The 22,646-nt window shown below is 62.5% G+C and carries 19 protein-coding genes and 1 tRNA gene; 11 read left to right on the forward strand and 9 right to left on the reverse strand.

The window, feature by feature from the left end:
- Window positions 1-202: 202 nt before the first annotated feature.
- On the reverse strand, window positions 203-793 hold the full coding sequence (locus tag FJ418_RS22965) for a biotin transporter BioY (protein ID WP_140869524.1): 591 nt from the start codon (window positions 791-793) through the stop codon (window positions 203-205).
- Window positions 794-1,013: 220 nt separating this feature from the next.
- Here FJ418_RS22965 and FJ418_RS22970 point away from each other — a divergent pair, with 220 nt between their 5' ends.
- On the forward strand, window positions 1,014-1,922 hold the full coding sequence (locus FJ418_RS22970) for an MBL fold metallo-hydrolase (RefSeq protein WP_140869526.1): 909 nt from the start codon (window positions 1,014-1,016) through the stop codon (window positions 1,920-1,922).
- Here the strand turns inward: FJ418_RS22970 and FJ418_RS22975 are convergent, their stop codons facing one another.
- Together FJ418_RS22975 and FJ418_RS22980 are read right to left on the reverse strand one after the other, a co-directional pair.
- Window positions 1,923-2,708: a DUF1499 domain-containing protein gene (locus FJ418_RS22975; RefSeq protein WP_140869529.1), complete on the reverse strand. Its 786-nt coding sequence runs from the start codon at window positions 2,706-2,708 to the stop codon at window positions 1,923-1,925.
- An 82-nt stretch (window positions 2,709-2,790) separates the two neighbouring features.
- Window positions 2,791-4,419 (reverse strand): fatty-acid--CoA ligase, encoded by a 1,629-nt coding sequence (locus FJ418_RS22980; RefSeq protein WP_140869532.1) that lies wholly within the window; start codon window positions 4,417-4,419, stop codon window positions 2,791-2,793.
- A 190-nt stretch (window positions 4,420-4,609) separates the two neighbouring features.
- Here FJ418_RS22980 and FJ418_RS22985 point away from each other — a divergent pair, with 190 nt between their 5' ends.
- Both FJ418_RS22985 and FJ418_RS22990 read left to right on the forward strand, forming a co-directional pair.
- The gene (locus FJ418_RS22985; protein WP_140643350.1) at window positions 4,610-4,966 is read left to right on the forward strand and encodes a hypothetical protein; all 357 of its coding nucleotides are present in this window, start codon (window positions 4,610-4,612) and stop codon (window positions 4,964-4,966) included.
- A 107-nt stretch (window positions 4,967-5,073) separates the two neighbouring features.
- Window positions 5,074-5,463 carry a DUF427 domain-containing protein gene (locus FJ418_RS22990; RefSeq protein WP_140783383.1) on the forward strand — a complete coding sequence of 130 codons (390 nt, stop codon included), beginning with the start codon at window positions 5,074-5,076 and terminating at the stop codon, window positions 5,461-5,463.
- A gap of 191 nt (window positions 5,464-5,654) precedes the next feature.
- Here the strand turns inward: FJ418_RS22990 and FJ418_RS22995 are convergent, their stop codons facing one another.
- From FJ418_RS22995 to ppdK, 4 genes are all read right to left on the reverse strand, one after another.
- Window positions 5,655-6,401 (reverse strand): polysaccharide deacetylase family protein, encoded by a 747-nt coding sequence (locus tag FJ418_RS22995; RefSeq protein WP_140869535.1) that lies wholly within the window; start codon window positions 6,399-6,401, stop codon window positions 5,655-5,657.
- A gap of 136 nt (window positions 6,402-6,537) precedes the next feature.
- Window positions 6,538-7,698, reverse strand: a complete 1,161-nt coding sequence (locus tag FJ418_RS23000; protein ID WP_140869538.1) for a glycosyltransferase family 9 protein — start codon at window positions 7,696-7,698, stop codon at window positions 6,538-6,540.
- Window positions 7,699-7,895: 197 nt separating this feature from the next.
- On the reverse strand, window positions 7,896-8,999 hold the full coding sequence (locus FJ418_RS23005) for a glycosyltransferase family 9 protein (protein WP_140857259.1): 1,104 nt from the start codon (window positions 8,997-8,999) through the stop codon (window positions 7,896-7,898).
- Window positions 9,000-9,341: 342 nt separating this feature from the next.
- Window positions 9,342-12,029 carry a pyruvate, phosphate dikinase gene (gene ppdK, locus FJ418_RS23015; protein WP_140869541.1) on the reverse strand — a complete coding sequence of 896 codons (2,688 nt, stop codon included), beginning with the start codon at window positions 12,027-12,029 and terminating at the stop codon, window positions 9,342-9,344.
- A gap of 216 nt (window positions 12,030-12,245) precedes the next feature.
- Between ppdK and FJ418_RS23020 the strand changes: the two genes are divergently transcribed.
- From FJ418_RS23020 to FJ418_RS23040, 5 genes are all read left to right on the forward strand, one after another.
- The gene (locus FJ418_RS23020; protein WP_140869544.1) at window positions 12,246-12,590 is read left to right on the forward strand and encodes a VOC family protein; all 345 of its coding nucleotides are present in this window, start codon (window positions 12,246-12,248) and stop codon (window positions 12,588-12,590) included.
- Between the two features lie 91 nt (window positions 12,591-12,681).
- Window positions 12,682-14,106 (forward strand): phosphomannomutase, encoded by a 1,425-nt coding sequence (locus FJ418_RS23025; RefSeq protein ID WP_140869547.1) that lies wholly within the window; start codon window positions 12,682-12,684, stop codon window positions 14,104-14,106.
- Between the two features lie 99 nt (window positions 14,107-14,205).
- On the forward strand, window positions 14,206-15,189 hold the full coding sequence (gene gmd / locus FJ418_RS23030; protein WP_140869550.1) for a GDP-mannose 4,6-dehydratase: 984 nt from the start codon (window positions 14,206-14,208) through the stop codon (window positions 15,187-15,189).
- A gap of 107 nt (window positions 15,190-15,296) precedes the next feature.
- Window positions 15,297-16,241 carry an NAD-dependent epimerase/dehydratase family protein gene (locus tag FJ418_RS23035; protein ID WP_140869553.1) on the forward strand — a complete coding sequence of 315 codons (945 nt, stop codon included), beginning with the start codon at window positions 15,297-15,299 and terminating at the stop codon, window positions 16,239-16,241.
- Between the two features lie 232 nt (window positions 16,242-16,473).
- A tRNA-Gln gene (locus tag FJ418_RS23040) sits at window positions 16,474-16,548 on the forward strand.
- Between the two features lie 161 nt (window positions 16,549-16,709).
- Here FJ418_RS23040 and FJ418_RS23045 read toward each other — a convergent pair.
- Window positions 16,710-17,633: an acetamidase/formamidase family protein gene (locus tag FJ418_RS23045; RefSeq protein WP_140869556.1), complete on the reverse strand. Its 924-nt coding sequence runs from the start codon at window positions 17,631-17,633 to the stop codon at window positions 16,710-16,712.
- A 226-nt stretch (window positions 17,634-17,859) separates the two neighbouring features.
- On the opposite strand from FJ418_RS23045, the gene FJ418_RS23050 reads away from it, so the two are divergent.
- The 3 genes from FJ418_RS23050 (at window position 17,860) to FJ418_RS23060 (ending at window position 22,205) form a co-directional block, all read left to right on the forward strand.
- Window positions 17,860-19,572, forward strand: a complete 1,713-nt coding sequence (locus FJ418_RS23050) for an HAD family hydrolase (RefSeq protein WP_140869559.1) — start codon at window positions 17,860-17,862, stop codon at window positions 19,570-19,572.
- 184 nt (window positions 19,573-19,756) lie between these two features.
- Window positions 19,757-20,968, forward strand: coding sequence for a hypothetical protein (locus FJ418_RS23055; protein ID WP_140869562.1), 1,212 nt, complete (start codon window positions 19,757-19,759; stop codon window positions 20,966-20,968).
- Between the two features lie 7 nt (window positions 20,969-20,975).
- On the forward strand, window positions 20,976-22,205 hold the full coding sequence (locus tag FJ418_RS23060) for a DNA cytosine methyltransferase (RefSeq protein WP_246683185.1): 1,230 nt from the start codon (window positions 20,976-20,978) through the stop codon (window positions 22,203-22,205).
- Here FJ418_RS23060 and vsr read toward each other — a convergent pair.
- The gene (gene vsr, locus FJ418_RS23065) at window positions 22,202-22,609 is read right to left on the reverse strand and encodes a DNA mismatch endonuclease Vsr (RefSeq protein WP_140869564.1); all 408 of its coding nucleotides are present in this window, start codon (window positions 22,607-22,609) and stop codon (window positions 22,202-22,204) included. The genes FJ418_RS23060 and vsr overlap by 4 nt on opposite strands.
- Between the last annotated feature and the right edge of the window lie 37 nt (window positions 22,610-22,646).

Consider the following 22,646-nt stretch of genomic DNA (forward strand, 5'->3'; position numbering starts at 1 on the left):
CGCGGCCCCCGCCTCGACGCCAAGTTGCCCGTGCTTAGTTTTCGGGCGCTGGCTTGTCAATGTCGGCTTCGACTGCTTCCCGACGTTACTTCATCGCTTTCTATCATCTGGCATAAGGCGGTTTCGAGCGAAATCCGACAGCGCCATGAAAAAGGGCCGGCGGGCGCTTGTCGCCCGCCGGCCTTTTTCTCGTCGATTGTTCTCAGCCGCGCTTGAGCAATGTCCACACGGCCGGCACCAGGCTGGCGGCCAGAGCCACCTTGATCAGGTCGCCGACGATGAAGGGCAGAACGCCGAACTGCCAGGACTTTTCCGGCCCGATGAGGATCGCCAGCCAGGCAAAGCCGGTGGCCATCATGACGACCTCCGCCGTCAGCATGGCGCCGAACAGCTTGAACGGATTGCGGTCCCAGCCGCGATCCGCGGCCCAGCCGGCGATCGCCGCCATGACCACGAAGCCGGCAAGATAGCCGCCCGTCGAACCCAGCATATAGGCGACGCCGATGCCCTTTTCCGGCGTACCCTGGAAAACCGGCAAGCCAAAAGCACCTTCGGCGAGGTAGAGAAGGAGCGTGGCGACGGCCAGCCGCAGGCCGAACGCCGAGGCGATCAACAGCACGGCGAGCGTCTGCAGCGAAATGTCGACCGGGCCGAGCACCACTTTGGTCTTGGCCGAAAGCGTCAGCAGCAGCGTCCCGGCGAGCGCCAGGAAGAGCTGGGTCGCGAGCCGGGCAGCGCCCCGATCCGGCAGAGTGAGAGAAACAAGCGGGCGCATCGTGGTTGCAGTTGCCATGGTCTTCCCCATTCTGGCTAATCTATTGGGTGGCTGATTTGCTGGCTTGAAGCGCGCCGCGCAGAAACGGATTTCAGGCAACGCGCTTCAAACTTTGTGTCGATGCATGTCGTTCTCCCAAAACCGCTGCGCACTTTTGGGCGACATGCACTAATTTTCCTATATTGGCTTCCGTATCGGGCGGCAATCATTTTGCCGCATTGCAACGGAGCCCGCCGGCATGGCCCTTGAATTCGACACCAGTTTCGATCCCGCCTATGGCCGGGCGGTTGCGGTTGCGCCGGATGTGCTGCGCATCACCGCCAGAAATCCGAGCCCTTTCACCTTCCACGGCACCAACAGCTATCTCGTCGGCCGCGAGACGCTGGCGGTGATCGACCCAGGCCCGGAAGATGACGCCCATCTCGAGACGCTGCTTACGGCGATCGATGGCCGCCCGGTCAGCCACATCTTCGTCAGCCACACCCATCGCGACCATTCGCCACTCGCGTCGCGATTGAAAGAGCTGACCGGCGCGCCAACGCTTGCCGAAGGCCAGCATCGACCGGCACGGCCTTTACGCATCGGCGAGGTCAATCCGCTCGACGCCAGCGCCGACCTTGGCTTCGTTCCCGATGTCGTGCTGGCCGACAATGCGCTGACCCAGGGCGACGGCTGGGCCATCCGCACCGTGCTGACGCCCGGCCACACCGCCAACCACGCCGTGTTTGCCCTCGAGGGAACCGGAACCCTGTTTTCAGCCGACCATGTCATGGCGTGGTCGACCTCGATCGTCGCGCCGCCGGACGGCGCCATGGCCGACTATATGAGCTCCCTCGACAGGCTGCTGGCGCGCGACGATCGCTTGCTTTTGCCGGGCCATGGCGGGCCAGTGACCGCGCCGCAAAGGTTCATGCGCGGCCTCAAGACGCATCGCAAGATGCGCGAAAGGGCGATCCTGGAACGCATCCGCGCCGGAGACCGGACGATCGCGGAAATGGTCGCTGCGATCTATCGCGACACAGACCCGCGGCTGCACGGCGCCGCGGGGCTTTCGGTGCTTGCCCATCTCGAGGATCTGGTCGCGCGCGGCCTGGTCGCAACCGACGGCGAGCCTGCCATCGACGGTGTTTTCAGTCCCGCCGGCTGATCACTCGGCCGGCGCCGCGCCGACCTGCCCGGCGACCTCCTGGTCGAGCTCGCCGAGGAAATCCGTGATGCGGGCGGCGTTGTCGCCAAGGTCGTAGCGGCCGTAGCGCGAGGCCGAGCGCATGTCGACGACGACCTGCTCGCCGTCGTCCGTGACGCGGATGGCGACGTCGGCCGGCAGTCCGAGCACGAAGCCCTTGGCCAGCGCATTGATCGTCGCCTCGCTCTGGCCGTTGATATCGGGATAAGGTGCCGTCAGCTGCCAGTCGCGGCGGTCGAGCACGGTTTCGACAGCGTCGACGACGGTTTCGAAAGGCAGGTTGTAGCTGCGCCCGCTAACTAGCGGATAGGCGGCGGCCTGCAGGCTCTGTTCGCCCGGGGTGGGCGGCGACAGCTCGTTCATGTCGGCGGTGCGTTCGCTGGTGTCCAGCACCGGCGGATCGTCGAGATCGGTCGAGATGTCGCGCAGCGGCGGATAGATCGTCGCCCAGTAGACGGCGACGCCGTATGGCGCCAGCACCAGAAGCGCCAGCAGCGCGCCGATGCTGAGATCGCGGCCACCGCGATCGCCGAAACTCCAGACCCTGGACAGACCGAGACCAGCCAGCAACAGGGCAAGCGCCGCCAGCAGCGCCACGACCGCCAGCACCCACAGGAAAGGCGGTGTGTCGACGAGACCCAGCCTGTAGGCTGCAATGAGGGTGAGCAAAAGGACGAGGGAAAATGCCCCGATCCGCCGCGACCAGCCGGCCGCCCTCGACGTCTGCCGTTCAGGAATAGATGCCATTCTGTGCCGTGTCGTCCCAACCCGCGCCGAGAGTTAGCGGTTTTTGACGCCGGCTTGAAGCCGAAAGAACAAACATTTTTGGTCAATCCGTCGGCAGGCGGTAATCCTTGAACTGGTCGCGCAAACTGGTCTTCTGGATCTTGCCGGTGGCGGTGTGCGGAATTTCGCCGACGAAGGCCACGTCGTCGGGCATCCACCACTTCGCTACCTTGCCGCTCATGAAGGTGAGGATGTCGCCCTTGCTCGGCTCCCTGCCGGGCTTGCTCACGACGACCAGCAAGGGCCGCTCGCCCCATTTCGAATGCGGGATGCCGATAGCCGCCGCCTCCGCCACGTCGGGATGGCCGACGGCGAGATTCTCGAGATCGATGGTCGATATCCATTCGCCGCCGGACTTGATGACGTCCTTGGCGCGATCGGTGATCTGCATGTAGCCGCTGGCGTCTATATGGGCGACATCGCCGGTGTCGAACCAGCCATCGGCATCGAACTGCTCGGTGCCGGCGCCGCCATAATAGGCGCGGGCCACCGCGGGGCCGCGCACCTTGAGATGCCCGAAGGTCTTGCCGTCCCAGGGCAGCGCGTTGTCGTCGTCATCGGTCACTTTCATTTCGACGCCGAAGGGCGAAAAACCCTGCTTGCCCTGGACATCGAGCCGCGCGTCGCCAGTCAGCGTCTCATATTGCGGCTTCAGGGTGCAGAGCGTGCCCAGCGGCGACATCTCGGTCATGCCCCAGGCATGCACCACCTGCACATCGTAGTTGTCCTGGAACTTGGCGGTGATGGCGCGCGGACAGGACGCGCCGCCGATGACGACCTTCTTCAGGTGAGGCAGCTTCTTGCCGGTCTCCTCAAGATATTGCAGCAGCATCATCCAGACGGTCGGTACGGCCGCGCTGAACGTCACCTTCTCGGTGTCGAGCAGATCATAGATCGAGGCTCCGTCCATCCTGCAGCCGGGCATCACCAGCTTGGCGCCGATCATCGGTCCGCTCTGGCCAAGACCCCAGGCATTGGCGTGGAACATCGGCACGACAGGCAGGATCACATCCCGGGTGGATATGCCCATGGCGTCGGGCATGGCGGCCATCATGGCGTGCAGGACATTGGAGCGGTGGCTGTAGAGCACACCCTTCGGGTCGCCCGTCGTGCCCGAGGTGTAGCACATGCCGGCGGCGGTGTTCTCGTCGAACGCCTTCCAGGCGAAGGCGCCATCGGCCTCGGCCAGCCATTCCTCATAGGCGACGGCATTCGCCAGCGACGTTTGCGGCATATGCGCCCGGTCGGTCAGCACGATCACCTTTCTCAGCGACCGGATTGCGCCGGCGATCTTTTCCAGGAGCGGCACGAAGGTCAAATCGACGAAGATCGCCTTGTCCTCCGCATTGTTCATGATCCAGGCGATCTGCTCGGGAAAAAGCCTCGGGTTGAGCGTGTGATAGATCGCGCCGATGCCCATGATGCCGTACCAGGCCTCGATATGGCGGGCCGTGTTCCAGGCAAGGGTCGCGATGCGGTCGCCGAGCCTGAAGCCGTCACGCTCCAGCCGCTGCGCCACCTTGAGCGCCCGGTGATGGATTTCGGCGAAGGTGGTGCGCACGATCGGGCCTTCGATCGAACGCGACACGACCTCCCTGTCGCCGTGCTGGCGTTCGGCATGGTCGAGCAGCTTGTGGCAAAGCAGCGGCCATTCCTGCATCAATCCAAGCATCTGTTCCTCCCCTTTGCGCATTCGCGTCGTTTGTTTCACGCATTGTGGAACGAACCGGCGGTTTGTCCAGCCGCCATAAGTAGAAGCCCGTGGATGGATCGAAGAACCTGAAAAACCGCCATAATCCGGCCATCGTCGCCGTTAAGCTTCATTAACGGGCTGGGTGAGATTGGCGAATGGAGTGGTTCGCATGGACGCGCAGCTCGACGATAAGGCCCTCGAAAGCACGCTTGCCGAAAGTCTGGACGTTCTGACGCCGGACACCAAAACAGTTTCCGAAGATGAATTTGCCGAAGTCGTCGGCGGCGCGCTGGAGGCCGTCGGCGGAACGTTGCTGTTCAAAATGCGCGTCGAAAACGGGACCGAGGGTGAACATGTCGCCGCGGCCTGCGTTGGCAACGCCGACAATCGTCAGTTCCTGCTGCTGACGCTGCCGACCAGCGGCGGCGCGCTGAAGGTCGAAACCGCGGCGAGAAGCACCAATCCGGTTGCGGGCATTGCCGCCGCCTATGCCAGCCTCATGGATGCCTTCAAGACGGCCGCCTGACGGCTGCGTGACAGACATTCAATGAATGGTGATGACACCTCGCGCCGCGCGGGCTTGCGCGACGCGCTTGTCCGACACATGTAAATCTCCCCCAAGGAGACCCATTCATGGACAAGCTCGCCAACCCCGCCCCCGGCTTCCAGCGCAACCCGGACAAGGCGATCACCGTCGAACCCTATCGCGGCAGCGTCATCGTGCGCGCGGGCGACACCGTCATCGCCCGGTCGACCCGGGCCAAGGTGCTGTCGGAGCCGCCCTACGCGGATGCCTTCTACATCCCGTTCGACGACATCGATTTCAACAAGCTGGCCGCCACCGAGCACTCGACGCATTGCCCGTACAAAGGGGATGCCAGCTACTGGAGCGTCCGCGAAGCCGGCGACGTCGGCGAAAATGCAATGTGGGCTTATGAGACGCCATTCGACGAGATGGCCGAAATCCGCAATCACGGCGCATTCTATACCAGCAAGGTAACGGTCGAAGCTGAGCCGGGCTGAACCTTTGTTGGCCCGCCAGAGGTGCCTTGAGATTCAGGTCAGGCCGAGCCGACAAAAGCGAGTTCCGAGAACTGGCCTACGCCGGCCGTAACCTTAACTGACGTGACATTCATGAGTGCTTCGGCTGGCGAAGGCCGGAAGCGCAGGAACTCGCTGTTCGCAGGCCGGCTTCACCTGAATATCATGGCAACTCAGTCCGTCGTGCCGTCGTTGCCTATGCCCTCGGCATCGTCGAGGCGCACGAAGGTCATGCCCTTCTGCTTCAAGGCAAGCAGCCCCTGAACCACGCCCTCGCCGGCCGCATGGGTCGGCTGGTTGATGTGGGCGATGATGACGTCGCCGTCCTTGGCGGCGGCGATGCGGCGCGCGGTTTCCTTCGCGCCGAGCAGCGAGCCGCCGTCGCCATTGACCGAGAAGCCGGCGATCTTGAAGCCCAGCCTGCGGATCATGGCGATCGCCGAGGGGCTGTATTCGGCGGTTGCGCCGCGAAACCATTTTGGCGCGGGCCCGCCTGCGCCGGCTAGGGCGGCGGCGCCGGATTCGACCTCGGCCTGCACGGCGTCCGGGCTGCCGGCGCTGCGGATGCCGTAGATCTTCTGCGGCGTATCGACCGCCGGAATGTGGCGGCCGCCGTGGTTTTCCAGTTCGAACAGATCGGGATGCGCCCGCATGATCTCGACGGCTTCGGCATTGCGCTTCAGCCAGATGCCGGTAACGAAGATCGTCGCCGGTATCCTGTTGTCGACGAGCGCCGAAAGTATCCTCGTGTCGGTCTTGCCGCCGCAGGCATCGAGCGTCAGCGCGACGCGCCCGCTGCCAACCTCGAGGCCCTGCGGCTTCACATGCAGCGTCGGCTCGAGCAGCGTCGCGGCATTGCCCGCCGACGCCGCGAACAGCGACAGCGCCATCGCGCAAAGGGATTTTCGAAGCACACCCATCATTCGTTCCAAACCGGCACGTTCGGGCATTCTCCGCGCCGCGCCAACAAAACTCGCCTCTACAAGGCCCGCATCTAGGCGAAAATCGGGACGGCAAACAGCGCAAAAAGCAGCAGTCGCGAAAATTTGCTTTCGCTTAGACCGCGGCCTCCAGCGCCAACTCCGTTCGCGCCAGCAGTTGGAGCACGGCATCGACGACCGTGTCGACCTCCAGGCGCCAGGCGCAACACGCCTTGTTGGGGTCAGGCCGTTCGCACAGGTCACCGCCGACGCAATCGCAAGGCATGGCCGGGCGTACCGCGATGCTCGGCACGCCGACCGGCCCCCAGTGGACCGGGCTCTGCAGGCCGAACAGGCCGACGACGGGCGTGCCGACCGCGGCGGCCATGTGCATGGGGCCGCTGTCGTTGCCGAGAAACAGCCGCGCCTGCTTGAACAGCGCCGGCAGCGTGTCGAGCGGGAGCGCTCCGACCAGATTGACGATCGGCGTCTTCGCAGCGGCCAGGATCTTTTCGACCACGTCGTTCTCGTCCGGGCTGCCGACCAGGGCGACGTCCAGACCTGTCTCAGCCGATATCCGGTCGATCGCGGCGGCAAAGCGCTCCGGCTGCCAGCGGCGCCCGGGGAAGCTTGCACCGGCATGCACCGCGACGAAGGCGTTCGGCCGAAGGTGGAACTTGTCCAGCAGGGCCAAGGCTTTCGTCGTCTCGAACGGCAGCGGTCGAATGTCGGGATCCCGCACACGCAACTCTATGCCAAGCGCCTCCAGCGGCGAAAGATAACGATAGAGAAAATGCTGCTCGCCATAGCCGAACGGCTTTGCCTTGACATTGGCAGGTTGGCGCTCGAGCCAACGCGGGGGCCTTTCTGACGGGTGATATCCGACGCGAACCCGTGCACCAACCAGTCCTGAGATGAATCGCGACGTCTTCGTATCGGTGATGTCGACGACCATATCGAAATGGCCGCGGCGTAACTTAAGGAGCGTGAGAATGAGCTCCTGCGTGCGCCGCAGCGGCGTGCCGCGCATATGGGAACGGCGGAATGTCACGACCTCCGAGGCGATGTCGTTGGCCGTGAGGAGGCCGGCGAAGCGGCCATCGCAGAGGAAGACGATGCGCACGCCGGGATATTCGAGCTGCAGATTCCTCGCCAACGCGGAGGAAAGAACGAGATCGCCAATGTGCTTCGTTTGCAGGATCAGGATCGACCGGAGAGGGCCGGAGAGAAGCTGCGACACCCGCGTCCGGGCGCCGGACGGATCGGAGTCCACGAAGCTGGGCTGAGACGTCGACATGTGGAGCCGTCATGCGCTTGTTTCACGTGGCTCTCATATACAAGATGGCAAGATCATGGACCAGAGTGACTCGCGCGCCGACAAGCGCCTTCCACCGTTTCACGGAAAAGGCGAAGGGGCCGCGCCCAACGTTTCATACCTTCCTGGGATTGGTCCAAAGGACGCTACGCCGCCGACGGGCAACTTTCCGGCGAATGTCAGACCGCGGCCTCCAGGAGCATCTCGGTGCGCGCCAGCAGTTCGAGCGCAGCGTCGACGACCGGATCGACCTCCAGGCGCCAGACGCAGCATGCCTTACGCGGGTCGGTCCGGCGGCAAAGGTCGCCGCCGACGCAGTCGCAAGGCATGGATGGCCGCAACGAAATGCTGGGCACCCCGATCGGCGCCCAGCGAACCGGGCTGGTCAGGCCGAACAGGCCGACGACCGGCGTGCCGGCCGCGGCCGCCATATGCATCGGCCCGCTTTCGTTGCCGAGAAACAGCCGCGCCTCCTTGAGCAGCGCCAGCAGCGTTTCCAACCGCAGCGTGCCCGCTAGGTTGAGGACTGGCGTCTTGGCCGCGGCCATGATCCTGTCGGTCGCCTCGCTCTCGTCCGGACCGCCGACCAGAACCACGCGCAGGCCGGTTTCGCGGACGATCCTGCCGATTGCCTCGGCAAAGCGCTCCGGCTGCCACCGGCGACCCACGAAGCTTGCTCCGGCATGGACCGCAACAAAAGCGTTTGGCCGGATCTGGTGCCTGGCGAGCAAGGCCAGGGCGCGCGTCGTCTCGAAGGGCAGCGGGCGAATGGCAGGCGCCCTGACGCGCAGACCGACGCCCAGCGCCTCCAACGGAGACAGATAGCGGTAGAGATAATGCGTCTTGCCAAATCCGAAGGGCTTCATCCTGACGTTGGCGGGTTGACGCTCGTGCCAGCGCAAAGGCCGCTCCGTCGGAAAATAGCCGACCCTGACCGGAGCGTTGACCAGTTCGGAAATGATCCGTGAGGTCTTGGAATCGGTGATGTCGATGGTCATGTCGAAACGGTGCTGCCGCAATGTGCGCACCATGCGGAAGAGCTCGCGACCCCGCTCAAGCGGCGAGCCACGCATCTTGGCACGGCTGAAGGGGACGACCTCGGAAGCTATGCCATGGGCAGTCAGGAAGCCGGCGAAATGCGCTTCGCAAAGAAACACGATCCGGACGCCCGGATATTGAAGCCGCAGGTTCTTCGCCAGCGCGGAGGCAAGCACGATGTCGCCGATGAACTTGGTCTGCAGGATCAGGATCGAGCGGTAAGCGGATGGGGAAATCTGCAACATGGGTTTTCCGACACCAATAGATTCGGTGTCGGAAGGTCCCTTGAAACGGTGTCGAGATTCAGGGCCGTCACGCGCACGTTCGCGTGACATTGCATACAAAACCGTAAGGTATCCGAATGCCCCTTGAGCGCGCCGCGCTGAAACAAATTCAGGCGGCGCGCTTCAAGTCTTTGCTTCGATGCATGTCATTGTCCCAGAACCGCTGCGCACTTCTGGGCGACATGGTCTTTGCTTCGATGCATGTCGTTGTCCCAGAACCGCTGCGCACTTCTGGGCGACATGGTCTTTGCTTTGATGCATGTCGTTGTCCCAGAACCGCTGCGCACTTCTGGGCGACATGCATCAGGAAGCGCGTTTTGCAGCGCCCTTCGCCGCCGCCACTGCCGCCTGCGCGGCCGCCAGCCGGGCGATCGGCACCCGGTAGGGCGAGCACGAGACGTAATCGAGGCCGACCTCCTCGCAGAAACGGATCGAGGCCGGATCGCCGCCATGCTCGCCGCAGATGCCGAGCTTGATGCCCGGCCGCGTCGCCTTGCCTTTTTCGGCCGCGATCCGCACCAGTTCGCCGACGCCGTCGACATCGAGCGACACGAACGGATCCTGCTCGATGATGCCCTTCTGCCGGTATGTTTCGAGGAAGGAGGCCGCATCGTCGCGCGAGATGCCGAAGGTGGTCTGCGTCAGATCATTGGTGCCGAAGGAGAAGAATTCGGCCGCCTCGGCGATGACATGGGCGCGGATCGCCGCGCGCGGCAATTCGATCATCGTGCCGGTCAGATAGTCGATCTTGGTGCCGCTTTCCTGCATCACGCTCTGCGCGACCGCGTCGATGCGCGCCTTGACATATTCCAGCTCCCTCACGAGGCCAACCAGTGGCACCATGATTTCCGGCACGACCAGCGCGCCGGCCTTGCGGCCGGCCTCGACCGCCGCCTCGAAGATGGCGCGCGCCTGCATCTCGGCGATCTCGGGATAGGAGACGGCGAGCCGGCAGCCGCGATGGCCGAGCATCGGGTTGAATTCATGCAGCGCTTCCGTGCGCTGCCTCAGCTTGTCGGCCGACACGTTCATTGCGGAGGCGACCTCGGCGAGCTCGGCCTCGGTCTTGGGCAGGAATTCGTGCAGCGGCGGGTCGAGCAGGCGGATCGTCACCGGCAGGCCGGCCATAATCTCGAACAGCTCGAGGAAGTCCGAGCGCTGCATGGGCAGGAGCTTGTCCAGTGCCGCACGCCTGTCGTTCTCGGTATCGGCCAGGATCATCTCGCGCATGGCGACGATGCGGTCGCCGTCGAAGAACATGTGCTCGGTGCGGCACAGCCCGATGCCCTCGGCGCCGAAAGAGCGCGCCATGCGCGCGTCGAGCGGCGTTTCGGCATTGGTGCGCACCTTCATGCGGCGCGCGGCGTCCGCCCATTCCATGATGGCGGCGAAATCGCCCGACAGCTCCGGCTGCAGCATGGCGACCGCCCCTTTCAGCACCTGGCCGTTGGCGCCATCGATGGTGATGATGTCGCCCTTGCGGAAGGTCTGGCCCATCGAGAGCAGCGTGCCTGCCTTGTAGTCGACACGCAGCGAGCCTGCGCCCGACACGCAGGGCTTGCCCATGCCGCGCGCCACCACGGCGGCGTGGCTGGTCATGCCGCCGCGCGTGGTGAGGATGCCTTCGGCGGCATGCATGCCGTGGATGTCCTCGGGACTGGTCTCGATGCGCACCAGGATTACCTTGCGGCCTTGCGCCTTGGCATCCTCGGCATCGCTGGAGGAAAAAACGATCTCACCGGTGGCCGCACCCGGCGAGGCCGGCAGGCCCATGCCGATGACATCACGCGCGGCCTTCGGGTCGATGGTCGGATGCAGCAGCTGGTCGAGCGAAGCCGGATCGATGCGGGCGACCGCCTCCTCCTTGGTGATCAGCCCGTCCCTGGCCATCTCGACGGCGATCTTCAGCGCCGCCTTGGCGGTGCGCTTGCCGGAGCGGGTCTGCAACATCCACAATTTGCCGCGCTCGATGGTGAATTCGAGGTCCTGCATGTCGCGGTAATGCTTTTCCAGCCGGTCGGAGATGTCGACGAAAGCCTGGAAGGCGTCGGGCATAAGCTTCTGCAGCGATGGCTTGTCGGAGCCGGCGGCGATGCGCGCCGCTTCGGTGATGTTCTGCGGCGTGCGGATGCCGGCCACCACGTCCTCGCCCTGGGCGTTGACCAGGAACTCGCCGTATAGCTGCCGGTCGCCGGTCGAGGGATTGCGGGTGAAAGCGACACCGGTCGCGGATGTGTCGCCCATATTGCCGAACACCATGGCCTGGACGTTGACGGCCGTGCCCCAGCTTTCCGGGATGTCGTGCAGGCGCCGGTAAGTGATGGCGCGGTTGTTCATCCAGCTCGAGAACACGGCGCCGATCGCGCCCCAGAGCTGCTCCCGCGGATCTTGCGGGAACGGCTTGCCGAGCTCTTCCTCTACCTTGGCCTTGTAGAGGCCGATCACGCCTTGCCACTCCTGGGCCGAGAGCCCGGTGTCGAGCTCGTGACCGAGGCTCGCCTTCTCGTCCTCGAGGATTTCCTCGAACACTTCGTGGTCCAGGCCCATCACGACGTCGGAATACATCTGGATGAAGCGGCGGTAGCTGTCATAGGCAAAACGCGCATCGCCGGAATCGGCGGCCAGGGCCTCGACCGTCTCGTCGTTGAGGCCGAGATTGAGCACCGTATCCATCATGCCTGGCATGGAGGCCCGGGCGCCGGAGCGCACGGAAACCAGGAGCAGCTTCGACGGGTCGCCGAAGCGGCGGCCAGTGATGCGGCCGAGATGATCGAGAGCGGAGACGACGTCCGCCTCGAGTGCGTCGGGATAGGTGCGGCCGTTGGCGTAATAGGCGTTGCAGACTTCGGTGGTGATGGTGAAACCGGGCGGCACCGGCAGCCCGAGGCTGCACATCTCGGCCAGATTGGCACCCTTGCCACCGAGAAGGTTGCGGTCGCCGGCACGGCCTTCGGCAACGCCGTCGCCGAAGGTGTAAACCCACTTGGTCATGCTTGCCCTCCAGTTCGTGGAAGATAGAACATCCGGATGATTGCCCGGTTCCCCGCCTTCCCCGACCCGAGCGATAGGATGCTGCAGTGCGAAAGGCAAGGCACCGGCCCAGCGGGCATCGCAACTACAATCGATTAAGCAAAAGCTGCGTCAAAAAGACTTGCGGGAGGGGGCAGCGCGATATAGAACATAAAGGGAACATAGTGGAGTAGCGTGATGAAACTCAACGGAAAACTCGACTATCTCGAACTGCCGGCGACAGGCGGCAGGCTGGACAGCGTCAAGTCCTTTTACAGCGCCGCCTTTTCGTGGTCGTTCACCGACTACGGCCCGACCTATGCCGCCTTTGCCGAAGGACTCGACGGCGGCTTCCAGGCAGATGCCGGCGAAGCGCCGGCCAAGCCGCTTCCGGTCATCTACTGCGAAAACCTCGAGGAAGCGCTGGACGCTGTCGAGAGTGCCGGCGGCACCATCATCAAGCCAATTTTCGCCTTTCCCGGCGGTAGACGGTTTCATTTCACAGATCCGGCCGGCAACGAACTGGCTGTATGGGGATATTAGGAAAGACGCGGATTTCGAGGTATCTTTTGCTGTTGACAGTCTTGCTCACTCCAATAAGTAGCGGCGATCTTCCAACGGCAAAAGCAGACTGATGAAATTCGGCTCAAGCGGCGTTCGGGGTTTGGCTTCCGAATTGGTTGGGAGGCCAAGCGGGCTTTATACCGAGGGTTTTGCCCGGCGCTTGCGGTCGACCGGGTTTCAGCAAGGCAAGGTCTTCGTCGGACGCGATCTGCGCGACAGCAGTCCGGCAATTGCAGAGGACTGCATGGCGGCCCTGGCCGCAGCCGGCTTCCAGCCGGTCGATTGCGGCCCCATCCCCACACCCGCGCTTGCCTTTTATGCCCGCCTGCACGGCGCCGCGGCGCTGATGGTGACCGGCTCGCATATTCCCGCCGACCGCAACGGCATCAAGTTCTACGGGCCGAAGGGCGAGATCGACAAGGCGGACGAGGCAGCGATCACCCATCATGTCGCTGAACTGTCGGACCAGTATCCGTGGCCGCCGGCTCCCGCCGACTGGCAGACCGCCCACGAACAGGCGCGCGTGGCCTTCCGAGACCGGGTCGGCGGCATTCTCCCCCCTGGCGCCCTTTCCGGAATGAGGCTCGGCGTCTACCAGCACAGCACCGTTGCGGCGGCGCTGCTGGTCGAGGTTCTGCGATCCTACGGCGCCGATGTGATCCCCGTAGGCAAAGCGGAAACGTTCGTGCCGGTCGATACCGAGGCCGTCAGCCCGGAAACGATGGCGAAGATGAAAGCCTGGGTGCGCGAATTCAAATTCGACGCCGTGCTCTCGGCCGATGCCGATGCCGATCGCCCTCTCGTCATTGACGACAGTGGCGAGTTGTTCCGCGGCGACCTGATCGGGCTGGCGACGGCGCTGTTCCTCAAGGCCGACATCGTGGTGACGCCGGTCACCTCCAATTCAGGCATCTCCGAGGCTTTCGGGTTCAACGTCAGGAGAACCAAGGTCGGGTCTCCCTTCGTCATAGCGGGCATGGAGGCCGCGCAATCGGCCCGCGGCATCGTCGTCGGCTTCGAAGCCAATGGCGGGGTTCTTCTGGGGTCGGACTGCCTGATGAACGGCAGGACTTTGTCCGCGCTGCCGACGCGGGATTCGTTCTTGCCCATCCTGGCTGTCCTGGGCACGGCGGCATCGACCGGCAAATCGCTGTCGGGCCTGCGCGAAAGTTGGAACCTTCCGGTCTGTGCCAGCGAGCGGCTCGAGAACTTCCCTGTCGAGGCATCGCGCGGCTTGATGCGCAAGCTCGCCGACCGCGATGCGTTGCGGCAATTCCTTGCCCCCTTCGGCACCGTCACGGACGTCGATGAGACCGACGGCCTCAGGGCACGGATGAGCAGCGGCGAGATCGTCCATCTGCGGCCTTCCGGCAACGCTCCCGAATTTCGTTGCTATGCCGAGGCCGCCAGCCATGACAGGGCGACCGAAATTGTGGCAATGGCGCTGGAACGGGCGCGGGACAGCACACTGGCAGATGAATCAGAGGCGGTATAACGAAAGTAGCGTCGGCGGTTGCCGCAGGCCTGGGGCGCGGCCGGTTCGACAACAACGGGGGTGCGCGCCCCGCATCTCGCTCGATCCCCGAGAACACCGATGACAAGGACGGCATTGATAACCGGCATTACGGGGCAGGATGGCGCCTATCTGGCCCAGTTCCTGCTTTCGAAGGGTTATGGCGTCCACGGCCTGGCGCGACGGTCGAGCACAGCCGACATCAACACCGCACGCCTGAAATGGCTTGGGATCGAGAACGACGTGCGGATCGTCGATGGCGACCTGACCGACCTGTCGGGTCTCACTCGAACCATGCGCGACGTAAGGCCGGACGAGGTCTACAACCTTGCCGCACAGTCTTTCGTCAAATCCTCATGGCAGCAGCCGATCCTGACGGGCAACGTCACCGGTATCGGCGTGACGAATGTCCTCGAGGCGCTGCGTCTCGAAATCCCCGAGGCGCGTTTCTATCAGGCTTCGTCGTCGGAAATGTACGGTCTTATCCAGGAGCCGGAGCAATCGGAAACCACGCCTTTCCATCCCCGCTCTCCCTATGCGGTGGCGAAGGTCTACGGTCACTGGATCACCGTCAACTACCGCGAGAGCTTCGGCCTGCATGCTTCGAGCGGCATCTTGTTCAATCACGAATCGCCGCTTCGCGGCATCGAATTCGTGACACGCAAGGTCACGGACACCGTCGCGCGCATCAAGAAGGGCCTGGGGAGGGAGCTGCGCCTGGGCAACATCGACGCCAAGCGCGACTGGGGCCACTCCAGGGACTATGTCCGCGCCATGTGGCTGATGCTGCAGCAGGATCAGCCCGACGATTATGTGGTCGCCACCGGCAGGACCACGACGGTGCGCGACATGTGCAGGATCGCCTTCGAGCATGTGGGGCTGAAGATGCACGACCATCTCGTCATCGACCCCGACCTGTTCAGGCCGGCGGAAGTCGAAATCCTGCGCGGCAATCCGGCCAAGGCAAAGGCGAAGCTCGGATGGGAAGCGACGATCTCCCTGGAAGAGATGATTCGCGAAATGGTGGACGCCGATCTGGCACGCCACTCAACCGCCAGGCGTTGAAAGGAAGCTCTTGCATCTACGGGTCGATGACTTGACGCGCCGTCTTTTGCCGCGCATCCGCATGCGGACGACACGTCATGGTCCGTGAGGTCGGCATGCGGATTTTGATGACCGGCGCCAACGGGTTCGTCGGCCCCTATGTGCTCGAAGCGCTACGCAGCGTTTGCGGCCGCGAAATTGTCGTTGCCGCAACCTCCAAGGATGGCGGTCCGCATCCCGCTTTCGGCCAGGTCGAAGCGCTGGACGTGACGGACGCGGCTGCCGTCCAGGATGCGATCGCCCGTCACCGGCCCACCCATGTCATTCATCTGGCGGCGGTCGCGGCTCTGGGTGCCGCCCAAGCCGATCCCCGCAATACATGGCGCATTCACGTGGGTGGCGCGCTCAACGTGGCCAATGCCGTCCTCGACAAGGCTCCGGACTGCTGGCTGGTTCATGTCGGATCGGGCCTGGTCTATGGCGAAAGCGCTAAGACCGGACGACCGCTCGACGAAGGCACGCTGCTTGCTCCGATCGACGACTACGCCGTGACCAAGGCCGCGGCCGACCTCGCGCTCGGCGCGCTTTCACGCAGGGGGTTGAAGTGTGTCCGGATGCGCCCCTTCAACCATACGGGTCCGGGTCAGACCGAGGCATTTGCCGTGCCGGCCTTCGCCATGCAGATCGCCCGGATCGAAGCGGGCGTGGCCCCGCCGGTCATCCGCGTCGGCAATCTCGATGCGAGGCGCGATTTCCTGGATGCGCGCGACGTCGCCAGCGCGTATTCGTGCGCGGTGCTGAAGAGCGGCGATCTCGCCCCGAACACCATTTTCAATGTCGCATCCGGCGCGTCCTGGCGGATGGGAGACATCCTCGATCGGCTACTGGCCCGGAGCAGCGTCAAGATCGTCACGGAGCAGGATCCGCTGCGGCTGCGGCCGAGCGATCTGCCATGCATCGTCGGCGATGCGACCCGCGCCCGGACCCTGCTTGGCTGGGCGCCCGAGCATCCCTTCGAGGATACGCTTGCGGCCGTCCTCGAGGATTGCCGCGCGCGCGTGGCCCAGGCGTAGGCAAGGATGCGTCGCCTGCTTCCCTGAAGCCTGAGCTGAGCGGCTCCCGCGCCAGCACAGGCGCGAAGCTGCCGCGCGGCGCGTGCGGCTTACGATCCACCGCCGGGCGATCGAGCGATGAACTGGCCGGGAATGACGGCCCGCGTCGCTGCCGATTTTAGTTGATCTCCCGGCATTGAGCTTTGCTCCGCCTCGTCCTATAAGGCCGCGCGCAGCGGGCATGCCCGCATGCTGGGGCGTCGCCAAGTGGTAAGGCATCGGTTTTTGGTACCGACATTCCCAGGTTCGAATCCTGGCGCCCCAGCCAACTGTCATCGGTCAGTCAAACGGATGGTATGGTTGTTGTTGGCGCCGTGGCTTGCACTCGTGCGTTTCACGGTTTCACGGAAACAGCGAACCGCCCTACCTCTTTGTTTTGACGCAATTCCGAACGGAAAACCGCTCACGCTTTTCCTGGAATTGCTCTCGTCAGCCGGTGGAGGCCGGTTTCGGAAGCCATCGCTTTTCGATCAGGCAAACCATCGTATAGGCAGGGTCAAAAACGTTTCCGACGTGATACCGGACAACCTGTCCCATCAGATGCGATGCGGCAGCGGCGGACAAGCCGTGGTCACTGGTCAACCAGTTGAACATATCCGTGGTCGCGTGCTGGAGAGCCTGATCAAGCGGACGAGCATTACCAACAGAGAAAATGTGGGTCTCGTTCTCGCCACGAGGCCATGTCAACCGTCTGTTTTTTTCCACAGTCAAGCGAAGCTCAACTTCAAAGCAGGTTTCGATCCCGGTTCCAACGATCTCCCCATGGCCCTGCGCCGCATGGCAATCGCCCGCGAAGAAGAGCGCACCCTCTGCCGCAACGGGGAACCAAACGGTCGCGCCGGGCCGAAACCCGCGGTAATCCATGTTCCCGCCATTTTCTGCACTGGTCGCGGTGGAGAAAGCCTGGCCCATCGATGGCGCCACGCCGAAGCAGCCGATCATCGGCTCGACCGGCAAAATGAAGTGCTCGAGGCCTGGCGGCGGCTCCTGCAACACCACAGTTCGCGCTTCCAGGTCGATCTGCCAAGTGACTTTGTCCCTGGCAGGCAGCCCACGAGCAGCCTCCGGATCGACAACGTTTGCAGCCAGTGACGAGATCGTCCAGCCGGAAGAGCGGATCGGGTCCATGCGCAGGATCTCCACACGCAGCGCATCACCAGGTGCGGCTCCCGTCACGAAGATCGGGCCGTTCATAGGATTCGGCCCTCGTGACCGCTGCACACCGTTCTTGTCGAAGCCCTGAGCGTCGAGCGTTTCCGTCGTCACGACATCGCCGGATGCAATTGTGAGCGCCGGCGCGATCGTACCGAGGACATTGTGCCAAGTGGTGTTGGTAAGCTTGTGCGTCGCCATCAGATCGCAGTAACGAAGGCGTCGACGTACGGCAAGTGGGCGGATTGAGCTCTTCGTGGCCGATCGTTTCGTTCGCATGGGCGAGTCGTTGCGATGCGCGACGGCCTAGCGCCGGCCCGAGAAATCCAGTGCTCGACCTAAACCTTTTCCGCCTCCAGGCGTTGTTGTCCGCCGAGCCGGATACTCCCGGCGGGCGCGAAAAACAGCCGGCGGAGAGGTTAAACCGATGTATTTCATGGCATTGGCCACCGACTATGACGGCACGCTGGCGCATGATGGCCTGGTCACGGCCAGCACGATCTCGGCGCTGGAAAAGCTGAAGAAATCGGGGCGCAAGCTCATCCTGGTCACCGGCCGCGAACTGCCCGACCTCAAGGAGGTTTTTCCCGAACTTTTCCTGTTCGACAAGGTCGTCGCCGAAAACGGCGCGCTGATCTACACGCCGGCCAGCGAGGAAGAACGCACGATCTCGCCCTCGCCTTCCGTCGATCTCATCGACGGGCTCAAGAAGCGCGGCGTGAAGCCGCTGTCGGTTGGGCGCTCGATCGTCGCCACCTGGGAGCCGCACCAGGTGACGGTGCTCGACGTCATCAAGAAGCTCGGGCTGGAGCTGGAAATCATCTTCAACAAGGGCGCGGTGATGATCCTGCCCTCGGGCATCAACAAGGCAACCGGACTGGCGGCTGCGCTCGAGGACCTGAAGCTGTCGCCGCATAATGTCGTGGCCGTCGGCGACGCCGAGAACGACCACGCTTTCCTCAGGGCCTCGGGCTGCAGCGTCGCGGTGGCCAACGCGCTGCCCGCGGTCAAGGAAACCGCCGACCTTGTCACCAAGGCGCCGCGCGGCAAAGGCGTCGAGGAACTGATCCGCAAGCTGACCAAGCGCGATTATCCGCTGGCCAAAAAGCGCTCGCGCGGCGTGCTGCTCGGGACCTCACGCGGCAAGGACATCTACTTGTCGCCGATGGAAACAGTGCTGATCGCCGGCAGCTCGGGCATCGGCAAATCGACCTTGGCCACGGCGCTCACCGAGCGGCTGGTCGAAAAAGGTCTGCAATTCTGCATTTTCGACCCCGAGGGCGACTATGACGGACTGAAAGGCGCGGTGCCGCTCGGCAACGGCTCGACCGCGCCGAACAAGGAACAATTGCTGGAATTGATCGAGAAACCGCAGAACAATGTCGTGGTCAACGGCCTGGCACTGAAGGTCGATGAGCGTCCCGATTTCTTCGCCGAATTGCTACCCGGCCTCGGCAATGTCCGCTATCGCACGGCAAGGCCGCACTGGCTGATCATCGACGAGGCGCATCATTTGATGCCCAAGCGACGCGGAGATACGCGCGCGGTGCTTTCGATCGAGCTACCTGGCACCGTGCTGATCACCGTCCACCCCGAAGCAATCTCCACCGATGCGTTGCGGCTGGTGACGACAGTGATCGCACTCGGGCCCAACGCAAAGGACGTGATCAGGACCTTCTGCAAGGAAACCGAGCTAAAGGCGCCGAAGGATATTCCTCTGCCCAAGGGCGACCGCGTGCTGTTCTGGCGGCCGCATGACGGCAAGAAGCCGTTCACGGTCAAGGCGATCGAGCCCGACCAGTCGCTGAAGCGGCACAGCCGCAAATATGCCGAAGGCGAGCTCGACGAGGCGGGCAGCTTCTATTTCACCGGGCCGAAGAAGGCGATGAATCTGCGAGCTCACAATCTCATCATCTTCGCCCAGATGGCGGAAGGTATCGACGACAAGACATGGGAATACCATTTGCGCGCCGGCGATTATTCCAAATGGTTCCGCCAGCAGATCAGGGACAAGGACCTCGCCCGAGAAACGGCGGAGGCGGAGAAGAACAAGGCGTTGTCGGCCGACGAGAGCCGCAAGCTGGTGATCGACGCCGTGCGAAGGCGCTATACGGCGCCTGCCTCCGCTGCGGAGAAGTAGGGCTGGTTGCCCTTGCGTTCGCCGAGAAATCCCTGACGAATGCCCTCTTCGCTCTCACGGCAGAGAACACAACTTGTTCTTGTTTTGTTCGCAGAATTCAGCTAATCTCCTTAGCCGTCACAAAGGTGGGGGATGTTGATGGCTCAGATTCTCGAATCATCGGTAAGGCGCTAATGCTTTTCGCATGAGCCCGTTCGATGCCCACAAGGACGTCCTCTCCACACAGGAGTGGAAAAGCTATTCGGTAAGTCGCTCTGACAAGGAGCCATTGCGCGCATTCGTGCTTCGAGCCCTAGAGATGCGGGATTGCTCTATCGTATACGCAAGTGAGCCGAGCCGGGCTCCATTCTACATCGTTTTCGATACGCCTACCGGCGAGCGCCATGGTGTGCTCGTGTATGCGTTTTTCGCAAATACGAAGCTTATAAGGAACCGACCTCCCGACGAACATCGGTTCCAGATCAAATACGGTGGCAATCTCAAAGGTGTGCTTGAGGTCGCAATCGACACCAGTCGGCTAGTTACCACGTTGTTTGTAGGCATTGATCTCAAGGAAGGTGTATTTGTAGCCGCCGATCCGCTGATGAATACGCCCGCGCCAATGTCCCGCTCTATCGAATTCAAGCGCGATCATGTGGCGCTAATTCAACAGCAAGGCTGGGCTGTTTGGGAGCGTGACCGGCGTCCAGGGAAGTCAAAAGATCGCCCCAAAGCCGAGCTTGAGGATTACCGAACTGAGGTTCTAGTTGGATGCAGACAAGATCGCCTGCTCGACTTGATTGCTTTGGAGCGGATTGCTTATCAGCTGGATCCAGGCGAGCGCCACCTCGTGGCGGATAAACTCAAAGCGCTAAGGCCAGCTAGGGCCGTTCCACACCCCATTCTCGAAGAGTTTGGGATCACGCCAGACGCTCTCTTTGACCTTATTGAAGGCGCAAGCCGCCTGAAAATGGCAGTCCGTGGATGGGTCGCCGAGGAACACCTTGCCGACATCCTAAGCAAGCTCAAGGGTGTCTCAGAATGCACCCGTCTTGAAGCAGACGGCAAGCCGGATATTTCGCTCAGATGGAGGGGGGGCGCGCCCATCCTGATCGAGTGTAAGAACACACTCCGATCAACCTATTCGGACGGTCGGCCTAAGGTCGATTTCCAGAAGACTCGCGCATCCAAGGGCGATCCATGCTCTCGCTACTATCGACCAGGGGACTTTCCGGTGCTGGCTGCGTGCCTTCATGCAGTGACTGAAAATTGGGAGTTTCGTTTCGCGCTCACTGCTGACTTGGAGCCACACAAGACCTGCACGGGCCGGATAGCAAACATGATCGGCGTTTCGGAACCGATCTTCTCGGACAGCGCTGAGAAGGTGTTCGAGTTGCATTACGCAAGAGCCACGTGAGGTGATCGTGAAACTTAAGGCCATATCCTTGTTCACAGGCGTTGGTGGGCTCGATTTCGGATTTGAGGCGGCAGGATTTGAAACACGGGTCGCGCTCGATTTTGATCCAATCGCTTGCGCAACCGTAAGATTAAATCGGAATTGGCCCGTCCTGGAAGGGCCTATTGCCGCGATTTCGTCCGAGACTATCTTAGCGACTGCCGATCTTAGGCCAGGTGAGGCAGATATTCTGATCGGGGGACCGCCTTGCCAGCCGTTCAGCAAGTCTGGCTATTGGGCTCGAGGTGATTCTCGACGGCTCTCCGATCCCCGCGCTGACACTCTGGTCCAGTATCTTCGGGTACTTCGCGATACATGCCCCAAAACATTCCTTCTAGAGAATGTTCCCGGCCTAGCGTATCGGGGTAAGAGCGAAGGGATCGAGACTTTGCAAGCTGGGATCGAGGAGATCAATCGCGATCTCGGAACCCGCTACGCGCTGGAGTGTCGAGCCCTCAATGCGGTGGACTATGGCGTGCCACAGCTCAGAGAACGTGTCTTCATTGTCGGTTCAAGGGACGGGCGAAGCTTCCGATTTCCGTCGCCGACGCACTTCCGATCGGGCAGCGTCGAAGCTCTCGCCGGAAAGAACCGACACCGCACCGCTTGGGATGCGTTTGCTGATCTCGATTCCATTAAGGACAAATCAGCTCTGAGGGTCAAAGGCAAATGGGCCGATTTACTGCCCTCTATTCCTGAAGGGCAGAACTACCTTTGGCACACCGACCGTGGCGGTGGTGCCGCGCTTTTTGGATGGCGCCGACGCTATTGGAACTTCCTCTTGAAGCTGGCAAAGGACAAGCCATCATGGACCATTCAAGCGCAACCAGGTCCAGCTACCGGACCTTTCCATTGGGAAAATAGGCGTCTTTCAAAGGAGGAGCTTTGCCGACTCCAGACATTCCCGGATGGGCTCCGCTTCAATTGCAACTATGCGGAAATTCAAAAGATGGTCGGCAATGCCGTGCCATCCGCGCTCGCTGAGAGTTTGGCTCGAGAGGTGGCTGCGCAGTTCTTTGGCATCAATGGAGCCCTCGGAATGTCAACGTTGGCGCCTTCTGCACAGGAAGCTTTTCCGCCCCCTGAAAGAAGGCTGCCAGTGGCAAAAAAATTTCTCCATTTAGCCCATAGTGATTCAGCACATCCCGGTACCGGTCTCGGGCGAGGCGCCGTCTATAGAGAGCGCGAAGCTGCTTAGGAGAGGAGTTCAAGCAACCTTCCTCGCAAGGACTCTTCGTGCTGTGTCTCGCATTCCCATATTGTCGCAGAGCGCCAGCCCAGATCGCGAAGGCGCATGTCAATTTCTTGATCTCGCATTGCGTTACGCGCCAACTTAGGAAGCCAATACTCCAGACGTGATTTTGGCTTACGCGCAAGCCGGCATCCCGCATGCTGATGCCAAAAACAACCGTGGACGAAGATGGCTGTCCTGCGCTTCGGAAGAACAATGTCGGGCGAACCCGGCAAATCGTGGCGGTGCAGTCGGAAGCGATAGCCGAGCGCGTGTAGCAGCTTTCGAACCCGGATTTCTGGTCTTGTGTTCTTCTTCGTTATCAAGCGCATGTGGGCGCTGCGCGCTTCAGGCGAAAGACGATCTCCCATGACCCAAAATACTCGATGCAGGTGAAAGCAGCTACCT

It is taken from the genome of Mesorhizobium sp. B2-8-3 (assembly GCF_006440815.1).
Lineage (GTDB): Bacteria > Pseudomonadota > Alphaproteobacteria > Rhizobiales > Rhizobiaceae > Mesorhizobium.

Bases quoted from the DNA above. Each gene is read 5' to 3' on its own strand.
- FJ418_RS22965 (WP_140869524.1), bottom strand. From the start codon at position 793: ATGGCAACTGCAACCACGATGCGCCCGCTTGTTTCTCTCACTCTGCCG.
- FJ418_RS22970 (WP_140869526.1), top strand. From the start codon at position 1,014: ATGGCCCTTGAATTCGACACCAGTTTCGATCCCGCCTATGGCCGGGCG.
- FJ418_RS22975 (WP_140869529.1), bottom strand. From the start codon at position 2,708: ATGGCATCTATTCCTGAACGGCAGACGTCGAGGGCGGCCGGCTGGTCG.
- FJ418_RS22980 (WP_140869532.1), bottom strand. From the start codon at position 4,419: ATGCTTGGATTGATGCAGGAATGGCCGCTGCTTTGCCACAAGCTGCTC.
- FJ418_RS22985 (WP_140643350.1), top strand. From the start codon at position 4,610: ATGGACGCGCAGCTCGACGATAAGGCCCTCGAAAGCACGCTTGCCGAA.
- FJ418_RS22990 (WP_140783383.1), top strand. From the start codon at position 5,074: ATGGACAAGCTCGCCAACCCCGCCCCCGGCTTCCAGCGCAACCCGGAC.
- FJ418_RS22995 (WP_140869535.1), bottom strand. From the start codon at position 6,401: ATGGGTGTGCTTCGAAAATCCCTTTGCGCGATGGCGCTGTCGCTGTTC.
- FJ418_RS23000 (WP_140869538.1), bottom strand. From the start codon at position 7,698: ATGTCGACGTCTCAGCCCAGCTTCGTGGACTCCGATCCGTCCGGCGCC.
- FJ418_RS23005 (WP_140857259.1), bottom strand. From the start codon at position 8,999: ATGTTGCAGATTTCCCCATCCGCTTACCGCTCGATCCTGATCCTGCAG.
- ppdK (WP_140869541.1), bottom strand. From the start codon at position 12,029: ATGACCAAGTGGGTTTACACCTTCGGCGACGGCGTTGCCGAAGGCCGT.
- FJ418_RS23020 (WP_140869544.1), top strand. From the start codon at position 12,246: ATGAAACTCAACGGAAAACTCGACTATCTCGAACTGCCGGCGACAGGC.
- FJ418_RS23025 (WP_140869547.1), top strand. From the start codon at position 12,682: ATGAAATTCGGCTCAAGCGGCGTTCGGGGTTTGGCTTCCGAATTGGTT.
- gmd (WP_140869550.1), top strand. From the start codon at position 14,206: ATGACAAGGACGGCATTGATAACCGGCATTACGGGGCAGGATGGCGCC.
- FJ418_RS23035 (WP_140869553.1), top strand. From the start codon at position 15,297: ATGACCGGCGCCAACGGGTTCGTCGGCCCCTATGTGCTCGAAGCGCTA.
- FJ418_RS23045 (WP_140869556.1), bottom strand. From the start codon at position 17,633: ATGGCGACGCACAAGCTTACCAACACCACTTGGCACAATGTCCTCGGT.
- FJ418_RS23050 (WP_140869559.1), top strand. From the start codon at position 17,860: ATGTATTTCATGGCATTGGCCACCGACTATGACGGCACGCTGGCGCAT.
- FJ418_RS23055 (WP_140869562.1), top strand. From the start codon at position 19,757: ATGAGCCCGTTCGATGCCCACAAGGACGTCCTCTCCACACAGGAGTGG.
- vsr (WP_140869564.1), bottom strand. From the start codon at position 22,609: ATGGGAGATCGTCTTTCGCCTGAAGCGCGCAGCGCCCACATGCGCTTG.